This window comes from Pseudomonas sp. (assembly GCF_046581935.1).
Lineage (GTDB): Bacteria > Pseudomonadota > Gammaproteobacteria > Pseudomonadales > Pseudomonadaceae > Aquipseudomonas.
In genome coordinates this window covers 209,896-229,727 of sequence record NZ_JAYGFK010000027.1, presented here as the reverse complement: position 1 = coordinate 229,727, position 19,832 = coordinate 209,896, and the positions used below count along the sequence as shown (strand labels likewise).

Genomic DNA, 19,832 nt, shown 5'->3' with positions numbered 1-19,832 from the left:
AGGAACAACTCTTTGCGGGTCTGCTTGCGCTTACCGGCGTACTCGGCGTCGGCGAAGGTCATCTGCTTCATCGGAAAACTCGGCGGGTGGAGTCTGGGTATTTTGCCAAAATCAGGAAGTCTTTTTCAGAGTTTCCCTAGTGTCTGCTAAAGGCTCATGCTATGCCGCTGGGTGGCCGCATGCTCGCGCAGGAGCATTTCGACACGAGTCGCCTCTCTATTGCGGAGTGCTTCCACTATGTAGTGGTGCTGTCGGTGGGCATAGGTCAGGTCTTCGCGTATCAGGGTGATGTCTGGATCACCGAAAGCCACCATGAGTGGAGAGACAAACGGCACAACGAGGCAGCGCGCAACGAGCTCGTTCAGTAATGGCTTTTGTGCGGCCCGCAGGATCAGTTCGTGGAACCGCTGATTCATTTCCCCGTATGCCTGTTCTTCCTCTTGTCCGAGCCCATCGCGGCTCAGAATTTCATCCCCTTCATCGAGGCATTTCTGGAACTCCTCCAGTAGCTCAGGGCTAAGGCCTTGCTCCGCCACAATCCGAGCGGCCATACCTTCCAGTGTGGCCCGGATCTCCAGGGCCATGTGGGTTTCGGCTGCAGTAAACACGCGAACGGCATAACCGCGCTTGCCCACCGGCACCAGTAGCCCTTCTTGTGCAAGAGCTGGCAGCGCCTGCCTAACGGGTGTTCGGGAAAGGCCCAGGCGCTCTGCAAGCGCGGCCTCGGTGACCCGTTCTCCTGCAGGAAGTTGGCCGCGGAGTATCAGTTCTCGGATCTTTAGGGCGGCCAGTAGATGCTGTTTCGGTGAGGTGCTGTCAGTCAAGTTCGAGGTTCCCTTCAGTGTGGCGCTGTTTTCTAGGCGCCGGGAGATTGTAACGGCTGATCCTGGCGTTTGTAATTGGGATCCCAAAGTGGCGTTTGATTACACCTATTGATTGACAGGTGTTTGGCTCGATCTTACGATTGGATCCTAATGTCGTTTATTTAATGATTTTCCTGATGGGTTATCGGTCATTAGGATCCCAAAATAAGAAAAAGAGTAAGGAGGGTAAGTATGGCCAAAATAATTGGTGCAATCGGTACATCTCATGTTCCGACTATTGGTGTGGCATACGACAAGGGTAAACAGCAAGACCCCGCTTGGGCTCCCTTGTTTGATGGTTATAAGCCGATTGCCGCCTGGTTGGCTGAGAAAGAAGTGGATGTGCTGGTGTTCTTTTATAACGACCATTGCACCACCTTCTTTTTCGATATGTATCCCACCTTCGCCATCGGTGTGGGTGAGCGGTTTCAGGTTGCCGATGAGGGCGCGGGTCTGCGTCCGCTACCGGCAATACGAGGTGATGTGGCGCTGCAAGCGCACATCCTTGAATCGCTGGTCAATGATGAATTTGACATGACCGTATTCCAGAACAAGCCAATCGACCACGGCTGTGCCGCGCCTCTGCCACTGCTGTGGCCGCACGAACCAGACTGGCCTGGTGTGGTGGTCCCGATTGCGGTCAATGTTCTGCAGTACCCGTTGCCTACCGCCCAGCGTTGTTACCGCTTGGGCCAGGCAGTGCGCCGCGCGGTGGAGTCCTACCCTGAGGATTTGAATGTAGTCGTCGTCGGCACCGGCGGACTGTCACATCAGATTCACGGTGAACGTACCGGCTTCAACAACACCGAGTGGGACATGGAGTTTCTCGAACTGCTTGAGCATGACCCGCAAGTGCTGACGCGCATGACACATGCCGGCTATGTCCGGCTCGGTGGTGCGGAGAGCGTTGAGCAGATCATGTGGTTGGCCATGCGCGGTGCCGTCGAGGGCCCGCTGCGCAAGGTGCATCAAAACTATTACCTCGCCACGACCACGGCCATGACGGCAGTGCTCTACGAGGCGCTGTCCCCGTCGGCGCAAGACAACGCTTCCATTAGCTGAGGGCTCTGATGTGAATCCGCAAGTAGTTGGTATGGACGAAATTGGTGGCACCTATGTGTTTGATCTTCGGGTCAGCAACAAGGCGCTGAAGCTCAATCGCTTCTTCTGGAACATGATCGGTGCCGAGTGGCGGGAGCGTTATCTGCAGGATGCCGAGAGCCTGATGGCGGAGGCCGGTCTCAACGAATTTGAAAAGGATCTGGTTCGCCGCCTGGACTGGTTGGGGTTGGTTCAATACGGCGCCAATTTCTTCGTCGTTGAGAAGTTTGCCCGTGTAGTAAAGATGAGCAACATGCATGTCTACGCGATCATGCGTGGTGAGACGTATGAGGATTTTCTCAAAACCCGTCGTGTCCCTGAAATGCGCTGACTCCATGCTGGCGGTCTGATCTAGGCAAAACAAGACGGCGGCCTATCCGCTAAACGCTTGGGATGCGAGAGCTTGATTGTGAAGAAGGTCTGACCCTTGGCCGCACATGTGATCTGCGCCGGGGATCTAATTAGGAAATCTTAAATGAAGCAAAGCCTGTATCTGTTGTCCGGACTGTTATGTGACGAAACTGTTTGGCGTGCGCAAATTGATGCGCTGCAAGATCTGGCGGTGGTTGATGCCCTCGATTTCCGTGGATACGAAAGCATCACGGCGATGGCCGAGCGTGTATTGGCGCAGGCTCCGGCCAAGTTTGCATTGGCTGGCCATTCGATGGGCGCGCGCGTTGCCCTTGAGGTCTATCGACTGGCTCCGGAACGCGTCGAGCGGATTGCGCTATTGGATACTGGCACGCATCCCGCTCGCGAGGGCGAAGCAAGTACCCGTCAGGTACTGATCAATTTGGCGCGGGAGCAGGGTATGTCTGCCGTGGCCGAGCGCTGGCTCGCGCCAATGCTGCATCCCGCGCATGTGGATGATGAAAGCATGATGCTCCCGCTTGTGCAGATGGTCGAACGTATGGGTGTTGACACGCTGGTCGGGCAAATCAAAGCCCTGCTGCAGCGCCCCGATGCAACTGAGCAACTTCGAGCCATCCAGTGCCCGGCGCTAATCGGGGTTGGCCGTGAGGATGTGTGGAGCACGTTGGCGCAGCACCAGGAAATGGCGGAGAAAGTAGCCCATGCGCGCTTGGTCGTTTTCGAGCACAGCGGCCACATGGCCCCCTTTGAAGCGCCAGAGGCCGTCAATGCGGCCTTGCGAGCCTGGTTGCAGGAGTAGCACGGAGGCCTGTTACAGGCTGGCGTGGATGTTCATCAATGCGATATGAGCTATTGAGTTCATCACGCTACTTTCTCGCGTGATGAACATACTTTTTGCAGTCTTGTTAGTGGGGGTTGTATGAGTGAAATTGAAATGATGAGGCATGTTCTGATCGAGCATGAGTGCTCTCGCCTTATCAAGCGTTTTGCGCTTTTGAATGATGCGGGCGACAGTGAAGGCCTTGCGGCCATGTTTACTGAGGATGGGGTCTTTGCACGTCCAAGTGCACCCCATGATCCCATTTGTGGTCGGTCGGAAATTTTGAAAGCGTTCCGGGCGCGCCCGAGCAGATTGAGCCGTCATGTGACCTCGAATATTGTCATCGATGTTGTGAGCCCAACCGAGGCGCATGCCACCAGCTATATCATTTTGTATGCCGCCGCCAACGATGGCCAGGCGCCAATAGCCACTCCGCCTCATCTTATAGGCACGTTTAAAGACACACTGAAGTTGGTCGAAGGTAAGTGGTTTTTTAGTCAGCGATTAGGCCAGGTTGATCTCAAGTTAAGCCCATAGTTGCTTAAGTTTTTAAGTGCCGGGTAAGTCCACCGTGGAGGGGGCAGGCAATTTCAACTGGTTCTCAATGTCGCAAGCGCGGGTTCGTTCGCTAAATAGCGGCCGTGCTTTCGCAAATCAATCGACCTGTGCTGCCAGTCGTGGCGGACATACATCGGCCACAAAATGTGGAGAGCCCAGGCGCTGCGATTGACCAATCGTTGTGTCAGCCCAGGGACTGGCCGCGACTGGCCTGTATTGCAATCGTCACTGAATAACTTTCAGCCCATCTCTTGGCTTTGAGCTGAAAAGGTGTGCGTAGCGCAAGGTGGCGTTAGCGTGTTCGCGCATGATCATCTCTGCCCGTGCGCCTTGGCCGCTCAGCAGGGCATCCACCACGGTGTGATGTTGCATGTGGGCAAAATAGAAACGGCGGTATTCCAGGGCAAGATCATTGCGGTCGACGGCCAGTGAGCTGACTGAAGCGAAGGGCAGGTGCTCATTGCGAGCAAGCGCCTCGGTTATAGCGATGTTGTTACTGGCTTCAATAATCGCCTGATGAAAGCGCTTGTTGATGTCGTGATATTCGACCAGGTCTTCTTCGCAGACACTGCCTTTTACAAACAGCTGATCGCCCCGTTGCAGGCAGGTCAGTAGCACCTCGCGGAGTTCGGCAGGTATCCCACGCTCGACGGCCTGACGTGCTGCCAGACCTTCGAGAACACCGCGAACCTCCACGGCACCCGCCAGGTCATCGGCACTCATCTGTTTAACCGTGAAGCCACGTGCGCCCAGTCGAGCCAGTAAGCCTTCTTGTTCCAGCGCGCGAAAAGCCATGCGTACCGGCATCCGCGAAACGCCCAGACGTTCGGCTGTGGGAATCTCTGCGAGGCGCTCACCGGCTGGGAACTCGCCGTCGATGATCATCTTGCGCAGCAGGTTGAGTACGCGTTGGCCCGAACCGCTCATTTCACCCTCTATTGGATCCAATTGATGTCGTAAGTTGCCAATGTACTCTTGATCCGGTGCGACGTGCTAGCGCTTTCAAGGCCGCGAGATAGCGGGTTTCGTTCGTTTATCGTACTAATATTGGATCCATTGGATTGCTAAAAATTAGGGCCATAGGTAAATTTGCCTTGTATTGGATCCATTAATAACAATAAGCGAGAGCAAACCATGTTCCCGAAAAACGCTTGGTACGTCGCCTGCACCCCAGATGAAATTGCTGAAAAGCCCCTGGGGCGGAAAGTCTGCAACGAGAGCATTGTGTTCTACCGTGGTCATGAGGGGCGGGTCACCGCCGTCGAGGATTTCTGCCCACACCGTGGTGCGCCGTTGTCCCTTGGTTATGTGCAGGACGGACAACTGGTGTGCGGCTACCACGGCCTGGTGATGGCCTGTAATGGCAAGGTAGCCTCGATGCCGAACCAGCGCGTGCAGGGTTTCCCCGCTATTCGTAGCTTTCCGGTAGAAGAGCGTTACGGTTTTATCTGGGTATGGCCGGGTGATCCGGAGAAGGCTAGCCCCGACTTGATTCATCATCTGGAATGGGCCGAGAACCCAGAGTGGGCTTATGGCGGCGGCCTTTTCCATATCAATTGTGATTATCGGCTGATGGTCGATAACCTCATGGATTTGACCCATGAGACCTACGTGCATGCCTCCAGCATTGGTCAGAAAGAGATCGACGAAGCGCCGGTGACCACTAAGGTTGAAGGCGAGGTCGTTATTACCAGTCGCTTTATGGAAGGCGTCATGGCGCCGCCGTTCTGGCGTTCTGCATTGCGTGGTAACGGCCTGGCCGATGATGTACCTGTGGACCGTTGGCAGATCTGCCGTTTTACCCCCCCGAGCCATGTACTGATCGAGGTTGGCGTGGCGCATGCGGGCAATGGCGGTTATGACGCCGCGCCAGAGCATAAGGCCGGCAGTATCGTGGTCGATTTCATTACGCCGGAAACCGATACCTCAATCTGGTACTTCTGGGGCATGGCGCGCAATTTCAAACCGCAAGATGCCGAGTTGACCGAGACCATTCGTATCGGCCAGGGCAAGATTTTCTCTGAAGATCTAGACATGCTGGAACGCCAGCAGCGCAACCTGCTGGCGCATCCCGAGCGTGCTCTGCTCAAACTCAATATTGATGCCGGTGGTGTGCAGTCACGTCGCATCATTGAGCGCATTATTGCGGCTGAAAAACAGGCTGACGATTCGGTTATTGCCCGGAGTGCATCGTGATGGATGTGCTTATCACGGCCATGCGCCTTGTAGCCCAAGACATCGTAAGCGTTGAAATGGTCAACGCTTACGGTAGTGAGTTGCCGGCTTTCGCTGCCGGATCGCATATCGATGTGCATTTACCCAACGGGCTGATCCGTCAGTACTCGCTGTTTAATAACCCTGAAGAGCGCAGCCGTTACTGCATTGGTGTGCTCAAAGATGCTGCTTCGCGGGGCGGCTCAAAGGTTGTGCACGAAGCACTTCGCGTCGGTCAGATGTTGCGCATCAGCGAGCCACGCAACCTGTTTGCCTTGGATGAAGGTGCTCCACGTAGCCTACTGTTTGCCGGTGGTATTGGTATCACTCCGATTCTCAGCATGGCCCAACGGTTATCTCAGCTCGGCGCAGATTTCGAACTGCACTATTCCAGTCGTTCTTCGCTGCGAGCTGCCTTCGTCAGGCGCCTGCAGCAGGCTGATTTTGCCGCTAATGTGCATTTCCATTTTGATGATGCCGGCGAGCAGCAACGACTGGATATTGCTGCTGTGCTGACTCAGCAATGCGCCCACACCCACTTGTATGTGTGTGGGCCAACCGGCTACATGGACTTTGTACTCGAAAGTGCTCGTGCTCTGGGTTGGTCGGAGGAGCGGCTGCACCGCGAATACTTCAGTGCAGCTGCGACTACAAGAGCTGATGACGGAAGCTTTGAAGTCCGCTTAAACAGCAGTGGCCAAGTGTTCCAGATACCAGCGGATAAAACCGTGGTGCAAGTGCTAGATGAGGCCGGGGTAATCATTCCAGTGTCATGCGAGCAGGGCATATGCGGTACATGCCTTACGCGCGTAATCGATGGCGAGCCGGATCATCGTGACGCCTTTATGACTGCTGCAGAGCGCGCGAGTAACGATCAATTCACTCCGTGTTGTTCGCGTGCGAAGAGTGTTTGCTTGGTATTAGATCTTTAACGATTAGCTTCCACGGCGCTGGAAAGTAGCGGTGCCAGTGATACCTGGCCGCTTTCTGATACAGCGCACGCCGATTAGCTCTCCCACCGGTAAGGACTACGCAGGGGGGGGAGAGCTATAGCGTCGGACGTATAGTGGTGCGGATTATGACCAGCCACTTTCCGGCCGAGTTGACTTCACCTCTGGAGTTTTTCGGCGTAAGCCAGAGCGCATTGGTATCGCAGAAGCCACCACGGCGATTGCCATGCTGATAGGCATGACCCGTGAAGGTGAACTCAAACTGCATCTCAAGGCCGCCAAGAACAACGGCGTGACCTGTGAGGAAATCAAGGAGGTATTGATGCCGCGCGCGATCCACTGTGGCATTCCGGCCGCCAACGCTGCATTTCATTTGTACGAGCAGGTATGGGCCGAAATGGGCGCGGTGCCGCTAACTCTATTAATGACGCCTTTGTGCCAGCGACCGTGAGAAGTACCAACGACGGACTCGAGCTGGAGCGGGGCTATGGGTTATTTACTTTAAAGTCGCTCTCTGAGTTCAGTCACGCGTGCGCACATGCAGTAAGTTTGCAACGCAGAAGCCTCGCAGCTCGCAAGTTTATCTCTCAGTGCCTCTAGTTAAGCGTGCATTCCGTTAACAATTGGTATGACTCGCGCAATCCTTCTTGGCTATAGCTTGCGTCGGTATGACAAATGCGCCCCGATACATCCTAGGCAGGATTTTCATCTTCTGATTGGCAGATCAACAATTGCATAAGAATAAGAAAAAACCATCACCTAAAAGCGCTAAGCCGGTCGATGCTTCTGCTGCTGCAGAATCGAGTCGCTTGCGCCAGAACTTGTTCTTGTTGGTGACGTTAGGGCTCTTGTTTGCCACTGGCGTAGCCTATTTTAGCCTGGGCGGCGTGGTGCTTACGCCGACGGCTATCAGTAGCGTTGCTCCGTCCAATCCATCCAGTTCCCCGATAGCCGCAACCGATAAGCACGTCCTCGGCTATGTGGGTGGAGAAACCTGCGCCGTTTGTCACCGCCAGCAGCACGATTTGTGGAAAGGGTCGCACCATGACATGGCTATGCAGATAGCCACGGATAAAAGCGTGCTGGGCAGCTTCAATCATACGGCCTTCACCTACAACGGCATTACCAGCGTCTTCTTTACCCGGGATGGCAAATTCTTCATCAATACTGACGGCCCAGACGGCAAGCTAGCCGACTTCGAAGTCAAGTACACCTTCGGTTTTACTCCGCTACAGCAATACCTGATCGAACTTCCCGGCGGCCGCCTGCAAGCATTCGGTATTGCTTGGGACTCCCGGCCGATAGGGCAGGGAGGTCAACGTTGGTTCCACCTCTACCCGGATCAGAAGCTCAAGGCCGGCGACAACCTGCACTGGACCGGCATCGATCAGAACTGGAACTACCAGTGCGCCGATTGCCACTCCACCAATCTGCAAAAGAACTTTGACGCCGCCAGCAATACCTTTCACACCCAATGGTCGGAGATCAACGTTTCCTGCGAGGCGTGCCACGGCCCTGGCTCTAACCATGTGTCCTGGGCTAAGCAAGAACCTTACACGGAAGTTTTCAGCGGGCCAGGCAAGGGGTTACCACGAAGACTTGATGAGCGCCGCGGTATTAGCTGGTTGAGCCAGCTGAAAACTGGCAATGCCACTCGCAGTGAACCACGCAAAGGTACTGCCGAGATCGAAACCTGCGCCGCCTGCCACTCACGCCGAGGTCAGAATAGCGATACCTTTGTGCATGGTCAGCGCCTGTCCGATAATTATCGCCCCGTACTGCTCGATGATGGCTTGTATTGGCCTGATGGTCAGCAGCGTGACGAAGTGTTTACTCATGCGTCTTTCCTACAGAGCAAGATGCTCGCCAAGGGGGTGACCTGTAGCGACTGCCACGAGCCGCACTCGCTCAAATTGCGCGCTGAAGGTAACGGTGTCTGCGCCCAGTGCCACCTGCCGAGTAAATACGACGGCCCGCAACACAGCTTTCATGTCAGTAATTCAAAGGGCTCGCAATGCATCAGTTGCCACATGCCGACGACTACGTATATGCAGGTCGACCCGCGTAGCGATCACTCGTTGCGTATTCCACGTCCCGACCTGTCGGTCGCTCTAGGTACGCCCAACGCCTGTAATAGTTGCCACACCGACAAAAAGCCGCAATGGGCCGCCGAAAAAGTACAGCAGTGGTACCCACACCCCGCTACGGGCCATCAGCACTATGCCGAGGCCTTTGCGGCCGCGAGCCAGGGAGCGCCATCTGCTCACCAAGCGTTGGTGGCAGTTGCGGCTGATAAGAATCAGCCAGCTATTGCTCGCGCCACGGCACTGTCGCGCCTGACTGAACGTCGTGACCAGCAAACCTTCAATCTGCTGGTCGATGGTCTCTATTCGGACAATGATCAGGTTCGCCTAGCCGCGGTCGAAGCTGTCGCCCGTATCTTTCCCATGATGAGTTCGCAGGTCTTGCCTCCGCTGCTTAATGATCCGGTACGCGGCGTACGCATGGGTGCCGCTCGCGCCTTGGCTGGAGCAGCAGAGCAGCAGCTCAAACCAGAGCTCCGAGCATCATTTAATAAGGCTCTGGATGAGTACATTGCGGCGCAGCAGTTCAATGCCGACCGTCCAGAGTCGCTCACCAACCTTGGCTCGCTATATGCCGAAAGCGGTGATGTGTCCCAGGCTGAAGTCTACTTGCGCCGGGCCATAGCGCTCGCCCCGTTTCCTGCTGCAGTGCTCAATCTGGCTAGCCTCTACCAAAGCCAAGGTCAGGAGCTGAAATCGGAGAAAGTCCTGCGAGAGGGGCTGGCTCGTAGCCCGCAAGAAGCCACCTTGTACCATGCTCTCGGGCTGGCGTTGGCGCGCCAGAAGCGCTTGCCGGAAGCCGTCAGCGCGCTAGCCAAAGCCAGCCAGCTTGCGTCAACGAACCTGCGTTATCGTTATGTCTATGCGGTGGCGCTCAACAGTTCTGGGCAAGCCGAGACTGCCATCAACGTACTCGAGGCCACGTACAAAGACTTTCCGCTAGATCAGAACGTTCTTATCGGACTAATCACCTTCAACCGCGATATTGGTCGGCTCGCAGACGCCAAGCGCTGGGCCGAAATACTACTGGTGCTTAGGCCCAATGAGCGGGGGCTGCAGCAGTTGCGTGATGAGCTGGATTAGGGCACTGCCTCCTGTCAACGACAGCTTCCGGCCGAGGCTGTGTAAAAACGTTTTCAAGGGCAGTAAAAACCAAAAAACGTGCTGAAAAATGCGGTTCTACGCAAAATCCATATCTGCTGACCTACCGATAAATTTCAGATTTCTCTTAGACGAGCGCACTTCAATTTTGGCTCAGCGTTTTTACACACTCTGGGCTGATTATGTTGTAAAAGTTAGTCCTGGTGCCTAGCCGCAGCGTTGGGGCTTTAACTTGGAGTCCGAATAATGTGGCAGAGGTTTCAGTGCGCTCAGATTTGACCTGGCGCCGCAAATAAAAAGAGGCGTCAGTCATTATTTGGGCAGTTCACCATGGGCGCGACGCCAAGCGGCGGGAAGGATAAGGTGGGGCGTACAGGGGGCATTTGCTGGTTGATTGGCAGAGCCATGCCACGTACGTATTGGGAGCGATGCCTGGCAGTTTGCTACCTGTGAAGTATGGCGCTTTGTGAGTATTAAGTTGATGTGTTGCTGCATTTTTTGCGGATAGGTTGGGGTATGCACGATTTCATCGTTATGCTCTGCGCCACAAACAAGCCAGTGGGTGAGCAATGTTCCAGCCTGTACGCGCATTAAGATTTCTGCCGTTTGCCGTCTTATGTCTGCTTAGTGCTTGTTCAGGTGGGCCGCAGCTATTGCCCGAAACGGCGCGTTTACCTGAGCGCGTGGAGCTGGTTGATGTGCCGTTCTTCCAGCTCAGTGATGCTCCGGGCGGGCCTTCGGCGTTGGCGGCGTTGCTCAATCATCACCGGGTGATCACTAGCCCAGGGTTGGTGGATGAGCGTATGCAGCAGTTGGCAAAAGGGCAGAGCGCGCAAGCCGGGCTTGAGGCAGTGGCGCGCTCTTATGATTTGCTGGTTTATCCCTTGCCCGGTAATTTGGATGCGCTGATGCAGCAGGTATCCGCAGGACATCCGGTGCTGGTGATGCAGGATCGGTTGTTTGGTGGGCCGGGCTCGCAGTTTGCAGTGTTGGTGGGCTATGACCAGCGCGAACGCATACTGATATTGAGGTCGGGCAACTCCCGTCGTTGGCACACCAGTTTTGCTAGTTTCGACGACGCTTGGGGTGAGGCGGGGCGTTGGGCTGTACTGATTCAGCCGACTAATCAGCTGCCGGCGCAGCCTGTTGAGCGCGTCTGGTTACAGGCTGCCCGGAATCTGCAGGCGCAGGGTCAAACGCAAGCAGCGCAGCGTGCGTTGCGCACGGCACGCAAGGTTTGGCCGGATGCGGTGCTGTAAAGGGCAGTGGCAATGTACTTGAGCCAGAACGTAAAACGGCACCCATAGGGTGCCGTTTTGGTTTGCGGGTTCGGTTTTAGATGCCCAGCTTGTCGCGCAAGGTGTAGTACCAAGCTCCCAGGGCGCTGAATGGCACCTGAAACAAGCGGCCACCCGGGAAAGGGTAGTGCGGCAAGTCAGCAAATGCGTCAAAGCGTTCAGCCTGGCCGCGCAGCGCTTCTGCTAGGACCTTGCCCGCCAGGTGCGTATAGGTCACGCCGTGGCCGCTGCAGCCTTGCGAATAGTAGATGTTGTCGCCCAGTCGGCCGACTTGTGGTAGGCGCGACAAGGTCAGCAGGAAGTTACCCGTCCACGCATAATCAATTTTCACGTCTTTTAACTGTGGGAAGGCCTTGAGCATTTTCGGGCGAATGATTGCTTCGATGTTCGCTGGGTCACGGGCACCATAGACCACGCCACCACCAAAGATCAGGCGGTTATCGCCGCTGAGTCGGTAGTAATCGAGCAAGTAGTTGCAGTCTTCAACGCAGTAGTCCTGCGGTAGCAAGCTTTTCGCCAGCTCGGCGGACAACGGCTCAGTGGTAATGACCTGAGTACCGCATGGCATCGACTTGGCCGACAGTTCGGGAATCAGGTTACCCAGGTAGGCGTTACCAGCCACCACCACGAACTTGGCTTTGATTCGGCCATTGGGGGTGTGCACAACGGGATTGGCACCGCGCTCAATACGGATAGCCGGGGACTGCTCGTAAATTACCCCACCTAGCGATTCGACCGCAGCGGCCTCGCCCAGGGCTAGGTTGAGTGGGTGAATATGGCCTCCACTCATGTCCAGCATGCCACCCGCATAAATGTCGGTGCCGACAACTTCTTGTATACGCTTGGCATCCATCAGTTCCAGCTGGGTATGGCCGTAGCGCTCCCAGAGCTTTTTCTGCGATTCCAGGTGCTTCATGTGCTTAGGTGTATTGGCGGCAAATACACCACCATCTTTGAGGTCGCACTGAATGTTGTACTTGGCGATGCGCTCGCGAATGATCCGGCCACCTTCGAAGGCCATGTCGCCCAATAGTTGCGCTTGTTTGGGAGCAACGCTGCGCTCGATGACATCAATGTCACGGCTGTAACTATTGACGATCTGCCCGCCGTTGCGCCCGGATGCGCCGAAGCCGACTTTAGCCGCTTCAACAATGCTGACCTTGAAACCGTTTTCCAGGAGGGCAATAGCGGTAGATAGGCCGGTGTACCCTGCGCCGATGATGCACACGTCAGTTTCGACTTCGCCATTCAATTCTGGGCGGGCTGGCACCGGATTGGCGGAGGCCGCGTAATAGGATTGTGGATAAGCTGTGTGCGCCATTTTGCAACCTCTGTTCTTTATTTTTTACGATTGGTTGGATGCTACCTGAGTTGAAAATACTCGGCTAGTGGCCTGTGCGAAATATAAAACGCACGATAGAACAGTAAAAAATTCAGTTATTCAGGCAGTTAGCGAAAAAACCTATTGACACTTTTTTGCGTGGCCGTAGAATGCGCACCCATCGTAGGCACGTAGCTCAGTTGGTTAGAGCACCACCTTGACATGGTGGGGGTCGTTGGTTCGAGTCCAATCGTGCCTACCAGATTTGGTAGAAAAGGGTCGCTTAGGCGGCCCTTTTTTTTGGGGTTCTTGTCAGTAAGCCAGGCTTTCTGTAAGCATCCGTGCGGTTAGTTGTTGTTTAAACCTCCAGTGACTGCGGTTCGGTTTTGGTTTGGCTCACAAGCTTCTGCTTCTGTATGGCAGGTACACCGCCGAATCGCTTACTGGCTCATCCCAACCCATGTGGCCTTTGGTAGAGGTCACCACTAGGAGAGGAGGCGCCATGCCCATCATTACTCTTCCCGACGGCAGTCAGCGTTCGTTCGATCACCCAGTATCCGTACTTGAGGTGGCGCAATCTATTGGTGCAGGCCTGGCTAAGGCCACGGTAGCCGGTAAAGTTAATGGCATATTGGTTGATGCCTGCGACTTGATTGGTAGCGATGCAACGCTGCAAATCATTACGCCTAAAGACCAGGAAGGGCTCGAAATTATTCGCCACTCCTGTGCGCATTTGATTGGTCATGCGGTTAAGCAGTTGTTCCCTACTGCCAAGATGGTGATCGGTCCGGTCATTGATGAGGGTTTTTACTACGACATCGCTTCTGAGCGCCCCTTCACGCTAGAGGATGTGGCCGCTATCGAACAGCGCATGCAGCAGCTGATCGAGAAGGATTACGACGTCATCAAGAAGATGACGCCGCGCGCCGAGGTCATTGATGTGTTTGCTGCTCGTGGCGAGGACTACAAGCTACGTCTGGTTGAAGACATGCCAGATACGCAGGCTATGGGCCTGTACTACCACGAAGAATACGTCGACATGTGCCGTGGCCCGCACGTGCCGAATACCCGTTTCCTCAAGGCATTCAAGCTGACCAAGCTGTCTGGTGCCTACTGGCGCGGCGACGCGAAGAATGAGCAGCTGCAGCGTGTGTATGGCACTGCCTGGGCTGACAAGAAGCAGTTGGCGGCCTATATCCAGCGTATTGAAGAGGCCGAGAAGCGCGATCACCGCAAGATCGGTAAGCGCCTTGATCTGTTCCATACCCAGGAAGAAGCGCCAGGCATGGTGTTTTGGCACCCTAATGGCTGGACCATTTACCAGGTGCTCGAGCAGTACATGCGCGGCGTGCAGCGCGAGAATGGCTATCTGGAAATCAAGACGCCGCAGATTGTTGACCGTGTGCTCTGGGAGAAATCCGGGCACTGGGGTAACTACGCCGACAATATGTTCACCACAGAGTCGGAAAGCCGCGACTACGCCATCAAGCCGATGAACTGCCCGTGCCACGTGCAGGTTTTCAACCAGGGGCTGAAAAGCTACCGTGAGTTGCCGCTGCGTTTGGCGGAGTTTGGCTCCTGTCACCGCAATGAAGCCTCAGGCGCGTTGCATGGCATCATGCGTGTGCGTGGTTTCACTCAAGATGATGCGCACATCTTCTGTACCGAAGAGCAGGTCAAGAAGGAGGCGGCAGACTTCATCAAGCTGACGCTGCAGGTTTATGCTGATTTCGGTTTCAGTGACGTAAAGATGAAGCTCTCTACGCGCCCAGCTAAGCGTGTAGGTGATGATGCGTTCTGGGATCGTGCCGAGGAGGCCTTGGCCAATGCGCTGAACGAGGCGGGGCTGCCTTGGGAGTATCTCCCTGGCGAAGGCGCGTTTTACGGTCCTAAGATCGAATTCACCCTGCTTGATTGCCTGGGCCGTGCCTGGCAGTGCGGAACGCTGCAGTACGATCCGAACATGCCGCAGCGTTTGGACGCGAGCTACGTTTCCGAGGATAACAGCCGCAAAGTGCCGGTTATGTTGCACCGGGCAATTCTCGGTTCGTTCGAGCGCTTTATCGGTATTTTGATCGAGCACTACGAGGGTGCGTTCCCTGCGTGGCTGGCGCCGACCCAGGCTGTGGTGATGAATATCACTGATAAACAGGCTGATTTTTCCATTGAAGTGGAAAAAATGCTCAATCAAAGCGGTTTTCGTGCCAAGTCTGACTTGAGGAACGAGAAGATAGGCTTTAAAATCCGCGAGCATACTTTGCTCAAGGTTCCTTATCTCTTGGTTATTGGAGATCGGGAGGTTGAGACGAAAACTGTCGCTGTGCGCACTCGTGAAGGTGCTGATCTGGGCTCTATGTCCGTCACTCAATTCGCTGAACTTCTTGCGCAGGCGGTTTCCCGGCGTGGTCGCCAAGATTTGGAGTAATCATTATTAAGCGTGAAATGAGACAAGATAAACGAGCTGCACCGAAAGCACCGATCAACGAGAATATCTCGGCACGCGAGGTTCGGCTAATTGGCGCTGAAGGTGAGCAGCTTGGGATTGTGTCAATTGAAGACGCGCTTCTTAAGGCCGAAGAGGCCAAGCTGGATCTGGTAGAGATTTCTGCCGATGCAGTGCCTCCTGTTTGTAAGCTAATGGACTACGGCAAATCAATCTTCGAAAAGAAGAAACAGATTGCTGCTGCAAAGAAAAACCAGAAGCAGATTCAGGTTAAAGAAATCAAGTTTCGTCCAGGGACGGAGGAAGGGGATTACCAGGTAAAACTACGCAACCTGGTACGTTTCCTTAGTGATGGGGACAGGGCCAAGGTATCGCTTCGATTCCGCGGCCGTGAGATGGCGCATCAGGAGCTGGGCATGGAGTTGTTGAAGCGAGTTGAAGGTGACTTGCTTGAATACGGCACCGTTGAACAGCATCCAAAGATGGAAGGACGCCAGCTGATAATGGTCATCGCCCCCAAAAAGAAGAAGTAACCACCAGGGCACGGCAGGCCTTGCGGTTATGTTTATCAACTGAATGCGGAGTATCCGAACATGCCAAAGATGAAAACTAAGAGTGGTGCAGCCAAGCGTTTTCTCAAAACCGCTAACGGCTTCAAGCACAAGCACGCTTTCAAGAGCCACATCCTGACCAAGATGTCCACTAAGCGTAAGCGTCATCTGCGCGGTAGCACCATGGTGCACCCGTCTGACGTGGCAAAAGTGGCGCGCATGCTGCGCGTTCGTTAATCGGTCAAGATAGAGGAAATTACTCATGGCTCGTGTTAAGCGCGGCGTTATCGCTCGCAAGCGTCACAAAAAAATTCTGAAACTCGCTAAAGGCTACTACGGCGCACGCTCACGCGTATTCCGCGTTGCCAAGCAAGCGGTGATCAAGGCAGGCCAGTACGCCTACCGTGACCGTCGTCAGAAAAAACGTCAGTTCCGCGCTCTGTGGATCGCTCGTATCAACGCTGGTGCACGTGTTAACGGTCTGTCTTACAGCCGTTTCATTGCTGGCCTGAAAAAAGCGTCCATTGAGATCGACCGTAAGGTACTGGCTGATCTGGCAGTGAACGAAAAAGCGGCGTTTGCTGCGATTGTCGAGAAAGCGAAAGCCGTACTGGCTTAAGTCCCCGACAATCACCGGGCTCGCCCGGTGCTAAACGTCACCAATAGGGGAAGAGCCTTTAAGCTCTTCCCCTATTTCGTATCTGGAGTCTGTAAATGGAAAATCTGGATGTGCTGGTCTCGCAAGCGCTTGAGGCCGTTAGCCACACCGACGATGTGAATGCCCTGGAGCAACTGCGGGTTCACTATCTGGGCAAGAAAGGCGAATTGACTCAGGTAATGAAGACCCTGGGCAATCTATCGGCAGAAGAGCGCCCGCAAGCCGGTGCGTTGATCAATGCCGCCAAGGATCAGGTTCAGGATGCTCTGAACAGCCGTAAGGCAACTCTGGAACAGGCCGCGCTGAGCGCTAAGCTCGCCGCCGAAAAAATTGATGTGACCCTGCCAGGCCGCGGTCAGGCCTCGGGTGGTCTGCATCCGGTAACCCGCACTTTGGAGCGTGTTGAGCAATTTTTCACCCGTATTGGCTACGGCATTGCCGAAGGCCCGGAAGTGGAAAACGACTACCACAACTTCGAGGCGCTCAATATCCCCGGTCATCACCCGGCGCGGGCGATGCACGATACGTTCTATTTCAACGCGAACATGTTGCTGCGTACCCATACCTCGCCGGTACAGGTGCGCACCATGGAATCCCAGCAGCCGCCAATCCGCATCGTTTGCCCTGGTCGAGTCTATCGCTGCGATTCTGATATCACCCACTCACCAATGTTCCACCAGGTAGAAGGCCTGCTGGTCGATGAGGGTGTGAGCTTTGCTGACCTCAAAGGCACCATCGAGGAATTCCTCCGGGTGTTCTTTGAGAAGCCTCTGGGCGTTCGTTTCCGTCCTTCGTTTTTCCCGTTCACCGAGCCATCGGCCGAAGTCGATATGCAGTGCGTGATGTGCAGTGGCAAAGGCTGCCGCGTGTGCAAGCAGACGGGCTGGCTGGAGGTTATGGGCTGCGGCATGGTGCATCCGAATGTGCTGCGTATGTCTGGCATTGATCCGGAAAAATACTCCGGCTTCGCCTTCGGTATGGGTGTTGAGCGTCTGGCCATGCTGCGTTATGGCGTCAACGATCTACGGCTGTTCTTCGATAACGACCTGCGGTTCCTGGCGCAATTTCGCTAGCGCCCTCGCATTCAGTAATCGAATCGGTTCAGGAGAACAGACAACATGAAATTCAGTGAACAATGGCTGCGTAGCTGGGTAAGCCCGCAGGTATCCCGTGACGATCTGGTTGCTCGCCTGTCTATGGCTGGCCTGGAAGTCGACAGCGTATCGCTGGCTGCGGGTGTATTCAGTGGTGTAGTGGTGGGCGAGGTGCTGAGCACCGAACAGCACCCCGATGCTGATAAGTTGCGTGTGTGCCAGGTCAGCAGTGGTGCGGAAACTTTTCAAGTGGTGTGCGGCGCGCCGAATGTGCGTCCTGGCTTGAAAATTCCATTCGCTATGATCGGTGCCGAGCTGCCTGGCGATTTCAAAATCAAGAAGGCCAAGCTGCGTGGTGTCGAGTCAAACGGCATGCTTTGCTCGGCGTCCGAATTGCAGATCAGCGAAGATAATGACGGTCTGATGGAGCTGCCGGCTGACGCGCCTGTAGGCCAGGATATTCGTGTCTATCTGGACCTGGACGACGCCAGCATCGAAGTTGATCTGACCCCGAACCGTGGTGATTGCCTGTCCTTGGCTGGTCTGGCGCGTGAGGTGGGTGCGCTTTACGCCGCGCCGGTCACTCGCCCAGTAATCGAGGCAGTTGCGTCGAGCCATGATGAAGTGCGCCCGGTCGAAGTGCTCGCACCACAAGCCTGTCCACGTTACCTCGGTCGCGTTGTGCGTAATGTCGATCTGTCCAAGCCAACTCCGTTGTGGATGGTTGAGCGTCTGCGTCGCGCCGATGTGCGCAGTATTGATGCTGCTGTCGACATCACTAACTACGTGATGCTTGAGCTAGGCCAGCCGATGCACGCGTTCGATCTTGCCGAGATCAATGGCGGCATCCGTGTGCGTATGGCCGAGGAGGGCGAGAAGCTTGTCCTGCTTGATGGGCAGGAAGTCAGTTTGCGTAGCGATACGCTGGTGATTGCTGACCACGGTCGCGCCTTGGCCATTGCTGGCGTGATGGGCGGTGAGCACAGCGGTGTTAATGACAAAACACGCGACCTGTTCCTCGAAAGTGCGTTCTTCGACACCATTGCCATCGCTGGCAAGGCTCGCTCCTATGGGTTGCACACCGATGCCTCGCACCGCTTCGAGCGTGGTGTGGACTGGCAGCTGGCGCGTGAAGCCATGGAGCGCGCGACGGCGTTGCTGCTGGAGATTGTCGGTGGCGAAGCTGGGCCGATTATCGAAGTCGTCAATCAGGAGCAGTTGCCGAGTGTTGCGCCGGTCACGCTGCGCGCTGAGCGCATAGAGCAGATGCTCGGCATGAAGATGGATGATGCCGAAATTGTCCGCTTGCTTGCTGCTTTAGGTTTGGATATTCGAGCTGATGGCGAGGGGCAGTGGCAGGTTGGCGTGCCAAGTCATCGCTTCGATATCAGCTTGGAAGTCGACCTGATTGAAGAGCTTGCCCGTTTGTATGGTTACAACCGCTTGCCTGTGCGTTACCCGCAAGCGCGTTTGGCTCCGCAAACCAAGGCCGAAGCCGCTATCGAGCTACCGGCGCTACGTCGTTTGTTGGTTGCTCGCGGTTATCAGGAGGCAATCACCTACAGCTTTATCGATCCCAAATTGTTCGAGCTGTTCAATCCTGGGGTTGCTCCGCTGATGCTGGCTAACCCTATCTCCGCAGATATGGCGGCAATGCGTTCCTCCTTGTGGCCTGGCTTGATCAAGGCGCTTGAGCACAACCTTAATCGTCAGCAGTCGCGCGTGCGCCTGTTTGAAAGTGGTTTGCGCTTTGTTGGTCAGCTCGAAGGTTTGAAGCAAGAGCCGATGTTAGCGGGTGTGATTTGTGGTGGCCGCTTGCCAGAGGGCTGGGCACATGCTCGGGATGATGTCGACTTCTATGACGTGAAGGCCGATGTTGAGGCGCTGCTGGCCAGTGCCGGTGCAAGCGATAGCTTTAGCTTTGTGCCTGGCGAGCATCCCGCGTTGCATCCGGGGCAAACAGCGCGTATTGAGCGCGACGGGCGTCTTGTAGGGTTCCTTGGCGCAATTCATCCTGAATTGTCGAAAGCGCTGGGCTTGGATCAAGCTGTCTTCATGTTTGAGCTGGTGTTGGGCGAAATCACTCAGGGTGTTATGCCTAAGTTTCAGGAGCTGTCTAAGTTCCCTGAAGTGCGGCGTGACCTGGCTTTGCTGGTGGGTCGTGATGTGCCAGCGCAGGATTTGCTTGGTTCTATCCGGGAGATGGCAGGCGAGTGGCTGACTGACCTCAAGCTATTTGACGTGTATCACGGTAAAGGCATTGATCCTGATAGAAAAAGCCTCGCTGTCGGCTTGACCTGGCAGCATCCATCGCGCACTCTAAATGACGATGAGGTGAGTGCTACAACACAAAATATTCTCACCTTCCTGGAACAAAGGTTCAACGCCACGTTAAGGAAGTAGC

General features: G+C 55.2%; 17 protein-coding genes, 1 tRNA gene and 1 pseudogene. 16 read left to right on the top strand and 3 right to left on the bottom strand.

Annotated elements, in window-relative coordinates:
- Positions 1–146 precede the first annotated feature (146 nt).
- Positions 147–824 (bottom strand): GntR family transcriptional regulator, encoded by a 678-nt coding sequence (locus VCA57_RS22485; protein ID WP_411187800.1) that lies wholly within the window; start codon positions 822–824, stop codon positions 147–149.
- A gap of 231 nt (positions 825–1,055) precedes the next feature.
- On the opposite strand from VCA57_RS22485, the gene VCA57_RS22480 reads away from it, so the two are divergent.
- The 4 genes from VCA57_RS22480 (at position 1,056) to VCA57_RS22465 (ending at position 3,693) form a co-directional block, all read left to right on the top strand.
- The gene (locus VCA57_RS22480) at positions 1,056–1,925 is read left to right on the top strand and encodes a gallate dioxygenase (protein WP_411187798.1); all 870 of its coding nucleotides are present in this window, start codon (positions 1,056–1,058) and stop codon (positions 1,923–1,925) included.
- A gap of 31 nt (positions 1,926–1,956) precedes the next feature.
- Positions 1,957–2,295 (top strand): protocatechuate 3,4-dioxygenase, encoded by a 339-nt coding sequence (locus tag VCA57_RS22475; RefSeq protein WP_411187796.1) that lies wholly within the window; start codon positions 1,957–1,959, stop codon positions 2,293–2,295.
- 144 nt (positions 2,296–2,439) lie between these two features.
- On the top strand, positions 2,440–3,135 hold the full coding sequence (locus VCA57_RS22470) for an alpha/beta fold hydrolase (RefSeq protein WP_411187794.1): 696 nt from the start codon (positions 2,440–2,442) through the stop codon (positions 3,133–3,135).
- Between the two features lie 120 nt (positions 3,136–3,255).
- The gene (locus VCA57_RS22465; protein WP_411187792.1) at positions 3,256–3,693 is read left to right on the top strand and encodes a nuclear transport factor 2 family protein; all 438 of its coding nucleotides are present in this window, start codon (positions 3,256–3,258) and stop codon (positions 3,691–3,693) included.
- 246 nt (positions 3,694–3,939) lie between these two features.
- Here the strand turns inward: VCA57_RS22465 and VCA57_RS22460 are convergent, their stop codons facing one another.
- Entirely contained in the window at positions 3,940–4,641 is a 702-nt protein-coding gene (locus tag VCA57_RS22460) for a GntR family transcriptional regulator (RefSeq protein ID WP_411187790.1), read from the bottom strand.
- A gap of 207 nt (positions 4,642–4,848) precedes the next feature.
- Here VCA57_RS22460 and VCA57_RS22455 point away from each other — a divergent pair, with 207 nt between their 5' ends.
- From VCA57_RS22455 to VCA57_RS22435, 5 genes and pseudogenes are all read left to right on the top strand, one after another.
- On the top strand, positions 4,849–5,910 hold the full coding sequence (locus VCA57_RS22455; RefSeq protein ID WP_411187788.1) for a Rieske 2Fe-2S domain-containing protein: 1,062 nt from the start codon (positions 4,849–4,851) through the stop codon (positions 5,908–5,910).
- Positions 5,907–6,860, top strand: coding sequence for a PDR/VanB family oxidoreductase (locus VCA57_RS22450; protein ID WP_411187786.1), 954 nt, complete (start codon positions 5,907–5,909; stop codon positions 6,858–6,860). The genes VCA57_RS22455 and VCA57_RS22450 overlap by 4 nt, the downstream gene beginning before the upstream one ends.
- A 238-nt stretch (positions 6,861–7,098) precedes the next feature.
- Positions 7,099–7,329 (top strand): annotated as a pseudogene (locus tag VCA57_RS22445) (carboxymuconolactone decarboxylase family protein); the annotation flags it as partial.
- Positions 7,330–7,927: 598 nt separating this feature from the next.
- Positions 7,928–10,045: an ammonia-forming cytochrome c nitrite reductase subunit c552 gene (locus tag VCA57_RS22440; RefSeq protein ID WP_411187784.1), complete on the top strand. Its 2,118-nt coding sequence runs from the start codon at positions 7,928–7,930 to the stop codon at positions 10,043–10,045.
- Positions 10,046–10,716: 671 nt separating this feature from the next.
- Positions 10,717–11,322, top strand: a complete 606-nt coding sequence (locus VCA57_RS22435) for a PA2778 family cysteine peptidase (RefSeq protein WP_411187782.1) — start codon at positions 10,717–10,719, stop codon at positions 11,320–11,322.
- Positions 11,323–11,398: 76 nt separating this feature from the next.
- Here VCA57_RS22435 and VCA57_RS22430 read toward each other — a convergent pair whose 3' ends face one another.
- Entirely contained in the window at positions 11,399–12,682 is a 1,284-nt protein-coding gene (locus VCA57_RS22430; protein ID WP_411187780.1) for an NAD(P)/FAD-dependent oxidoreductase, read from the bottom strand.
- A gap of 185 nt (positions 12,683–12,867) precedes the next feature.
- Between VCA57_RS22430 and VCA57_RS22425 the strand changes: the two genes are divergently transcribed.
- From VCA57_RS22425 to pheT, 7 genes are all read left to right on the top strand, one after another.
- Positions 12,868–12,944 (top strand) — tRNA-Val (locus tag VCA57_RS22425).
- A gap of 240 nt (positions 12,945–13,184) precedes the next feature.
- On the top strand, positions 13,185–15,107 hold the full coding sequence (gene thrS, locus VCA57_RS22420) for a threonine--tRNA ligase (RefSeq protein WP_411187778.1): 1,923 nt from the start codon (positions 13,185–13,187) through the stop codon (positions 15,105–15,107).
- On the top strand, positions 15,107–15,658 hold the full coding sequence (infC, locus tag VCA57_RS22415) for a translation initiation factor IF-3 (protein WP_296218155.1): 552 nt from the start codon (positions 15,107–15,109) through the stop codon (positions 15,656–15,658). Before thrS ends, infC begins: the two co-directional genes overlap by 1 nt.
- Positions 15,659–15,718: 60 nt before the next feature.
- On the top strand, positions 15,719–15,913 hold the full coding sequence (rpmI, locus tag VCA57_RS22410) for a 50S ribosomal protein L35 (RefSeq protein ID WP_090241698.1): 195 nt from the start codon (positions 15,719–15,721) through the stop codon (positions 15,911–15,913).
- Between the two features lie 25 nt (positions 15,914–15,938).
- On the top strand, positions 15,939–16,295 hold the full coding sequence (gene rplT / locus VCA57_RS22405) for a 50S ribosomal protein L20 (RefSeq protein ID WP_040069108.1): 357 nt from the start codon (positions 15,939–15,941) through the stop codon (positions 16,293–16,295).
- A 95-nt stretch (positions 16,296–16,390) separates the two neighbouring features.
- Positions 16,391–17,407: a phenylalanine--tRNA ligase subunit alpha gene (pheS, locus tag VCA57_RS22400; protein WP_411187776.1), complete on the top strand. Its 1,017-nt coding sequence runs from the start codon at positions 16,391–16,393 to the stop codon at positions 17,405–17,407.
- A 45-nt stretch (positions 17,408–17,452) separates the two neighbouring features.
- Positions 17,453–19,831 carry a phenylalanine--tRNA ligase subunit beta gene (gene pheT, locus VCA57_RS22395; RefSeq protein WP_411187774.1) on the top strand — a complete coding sequence of 793 codons (2,379 nt, stop codon included), beginning with the start codon at positions 17,453–17,455 and terminating at the stop codon, positions 19,829–19,831.
- Position 19,832 lies beyond the last annotated feature (1 nt).

Coding starts and splice junctions, on each gene's coding strand:
- thrS (WP_411187778.1), top strand. CDS start 13,185: ATGCCCATCATTACTCTTCCCGACGGCAGTCAGCGTTCGTTCGATCAC.
- VCA57_RS22430 (WP_411187780.1), bottom strand. CDS start 12,682: ATGGCGCACACAGCTTATCCACAATCCTATTACGCGGCCTCCGCCAAT.
- VCA57_RS22470 (WP_411187794.1), top strand. CDS start 2,440: ATGAAGCAAAGCCTGTATCTGTTGTCCGGACTGTTATGTGACGAAACT.
- pheS (WP_411187776.1), top strand. CDS start 16,391: ATGGAAAATCTGGATGTGCTGGTCTCGCAAGCGCTTGAGGCCGTTAGC.
- VCA57_RS22460 (WP_411187790.1), bottom strand. CDS start 4,641: ATGAGCGGTTCGGGCCAACGCGTACTCAACCTGCTGCGCAAGATGATC.
- VCA57_RS22455 (WP_411187788.1), top strand. CDS start 4,849: ATGTTCCCGAAAAACGCTTGGTACGTCGCCTGCACCCCAGATGAAATT.
- VCA57_RS22475 (WP_411187796.1), top strand. CDS start 1,957: ATGGACGAAATTGGTGGCACCTATGTGTTTGATCTTCGGGTCAGCAAC.
- rpmI (WP_090241698.1), top strand. CDS start 15,719: ATGCCAAAGATGAAAACTAAGAGTGGTGCAGCCAAGCGTTTTCTCAAA.
- VCA57_RS22465 (WP_411187792.1), top strand. CDS start 3,256: ATGAGTGAAATTGAAATGATGAGGCATGTTCTGATCGAGCATGAGTGC.
- VCA57_RS22480 (WP_411187798.1), top strand. CDS start 1,056: ATGGCCAAAATAATTGGTGCAATCGGTACATCTCATGTTCCGACTATT.
- rplT (WP_040069108.1), top strand. CDS start 15,939: ATGGCTCGTGTTAAGCGCGGCGTTATCGCTCGCAAGCGTCACAAAAAA.
- pheT (WP_411187774.1), top strand. CDS start 17,453: ATGAAATTCAGTGAACAATGGCTGCGTAGCTGGGTAAGCCCGCAGGTA.
- VCA57_RS22440 (WP_411187784.1), top strand. CDS start 7,928: ATGGCTATGCAGATAGCCACGGATAAAAGCGTGCTGGGCAGCTTCAAT.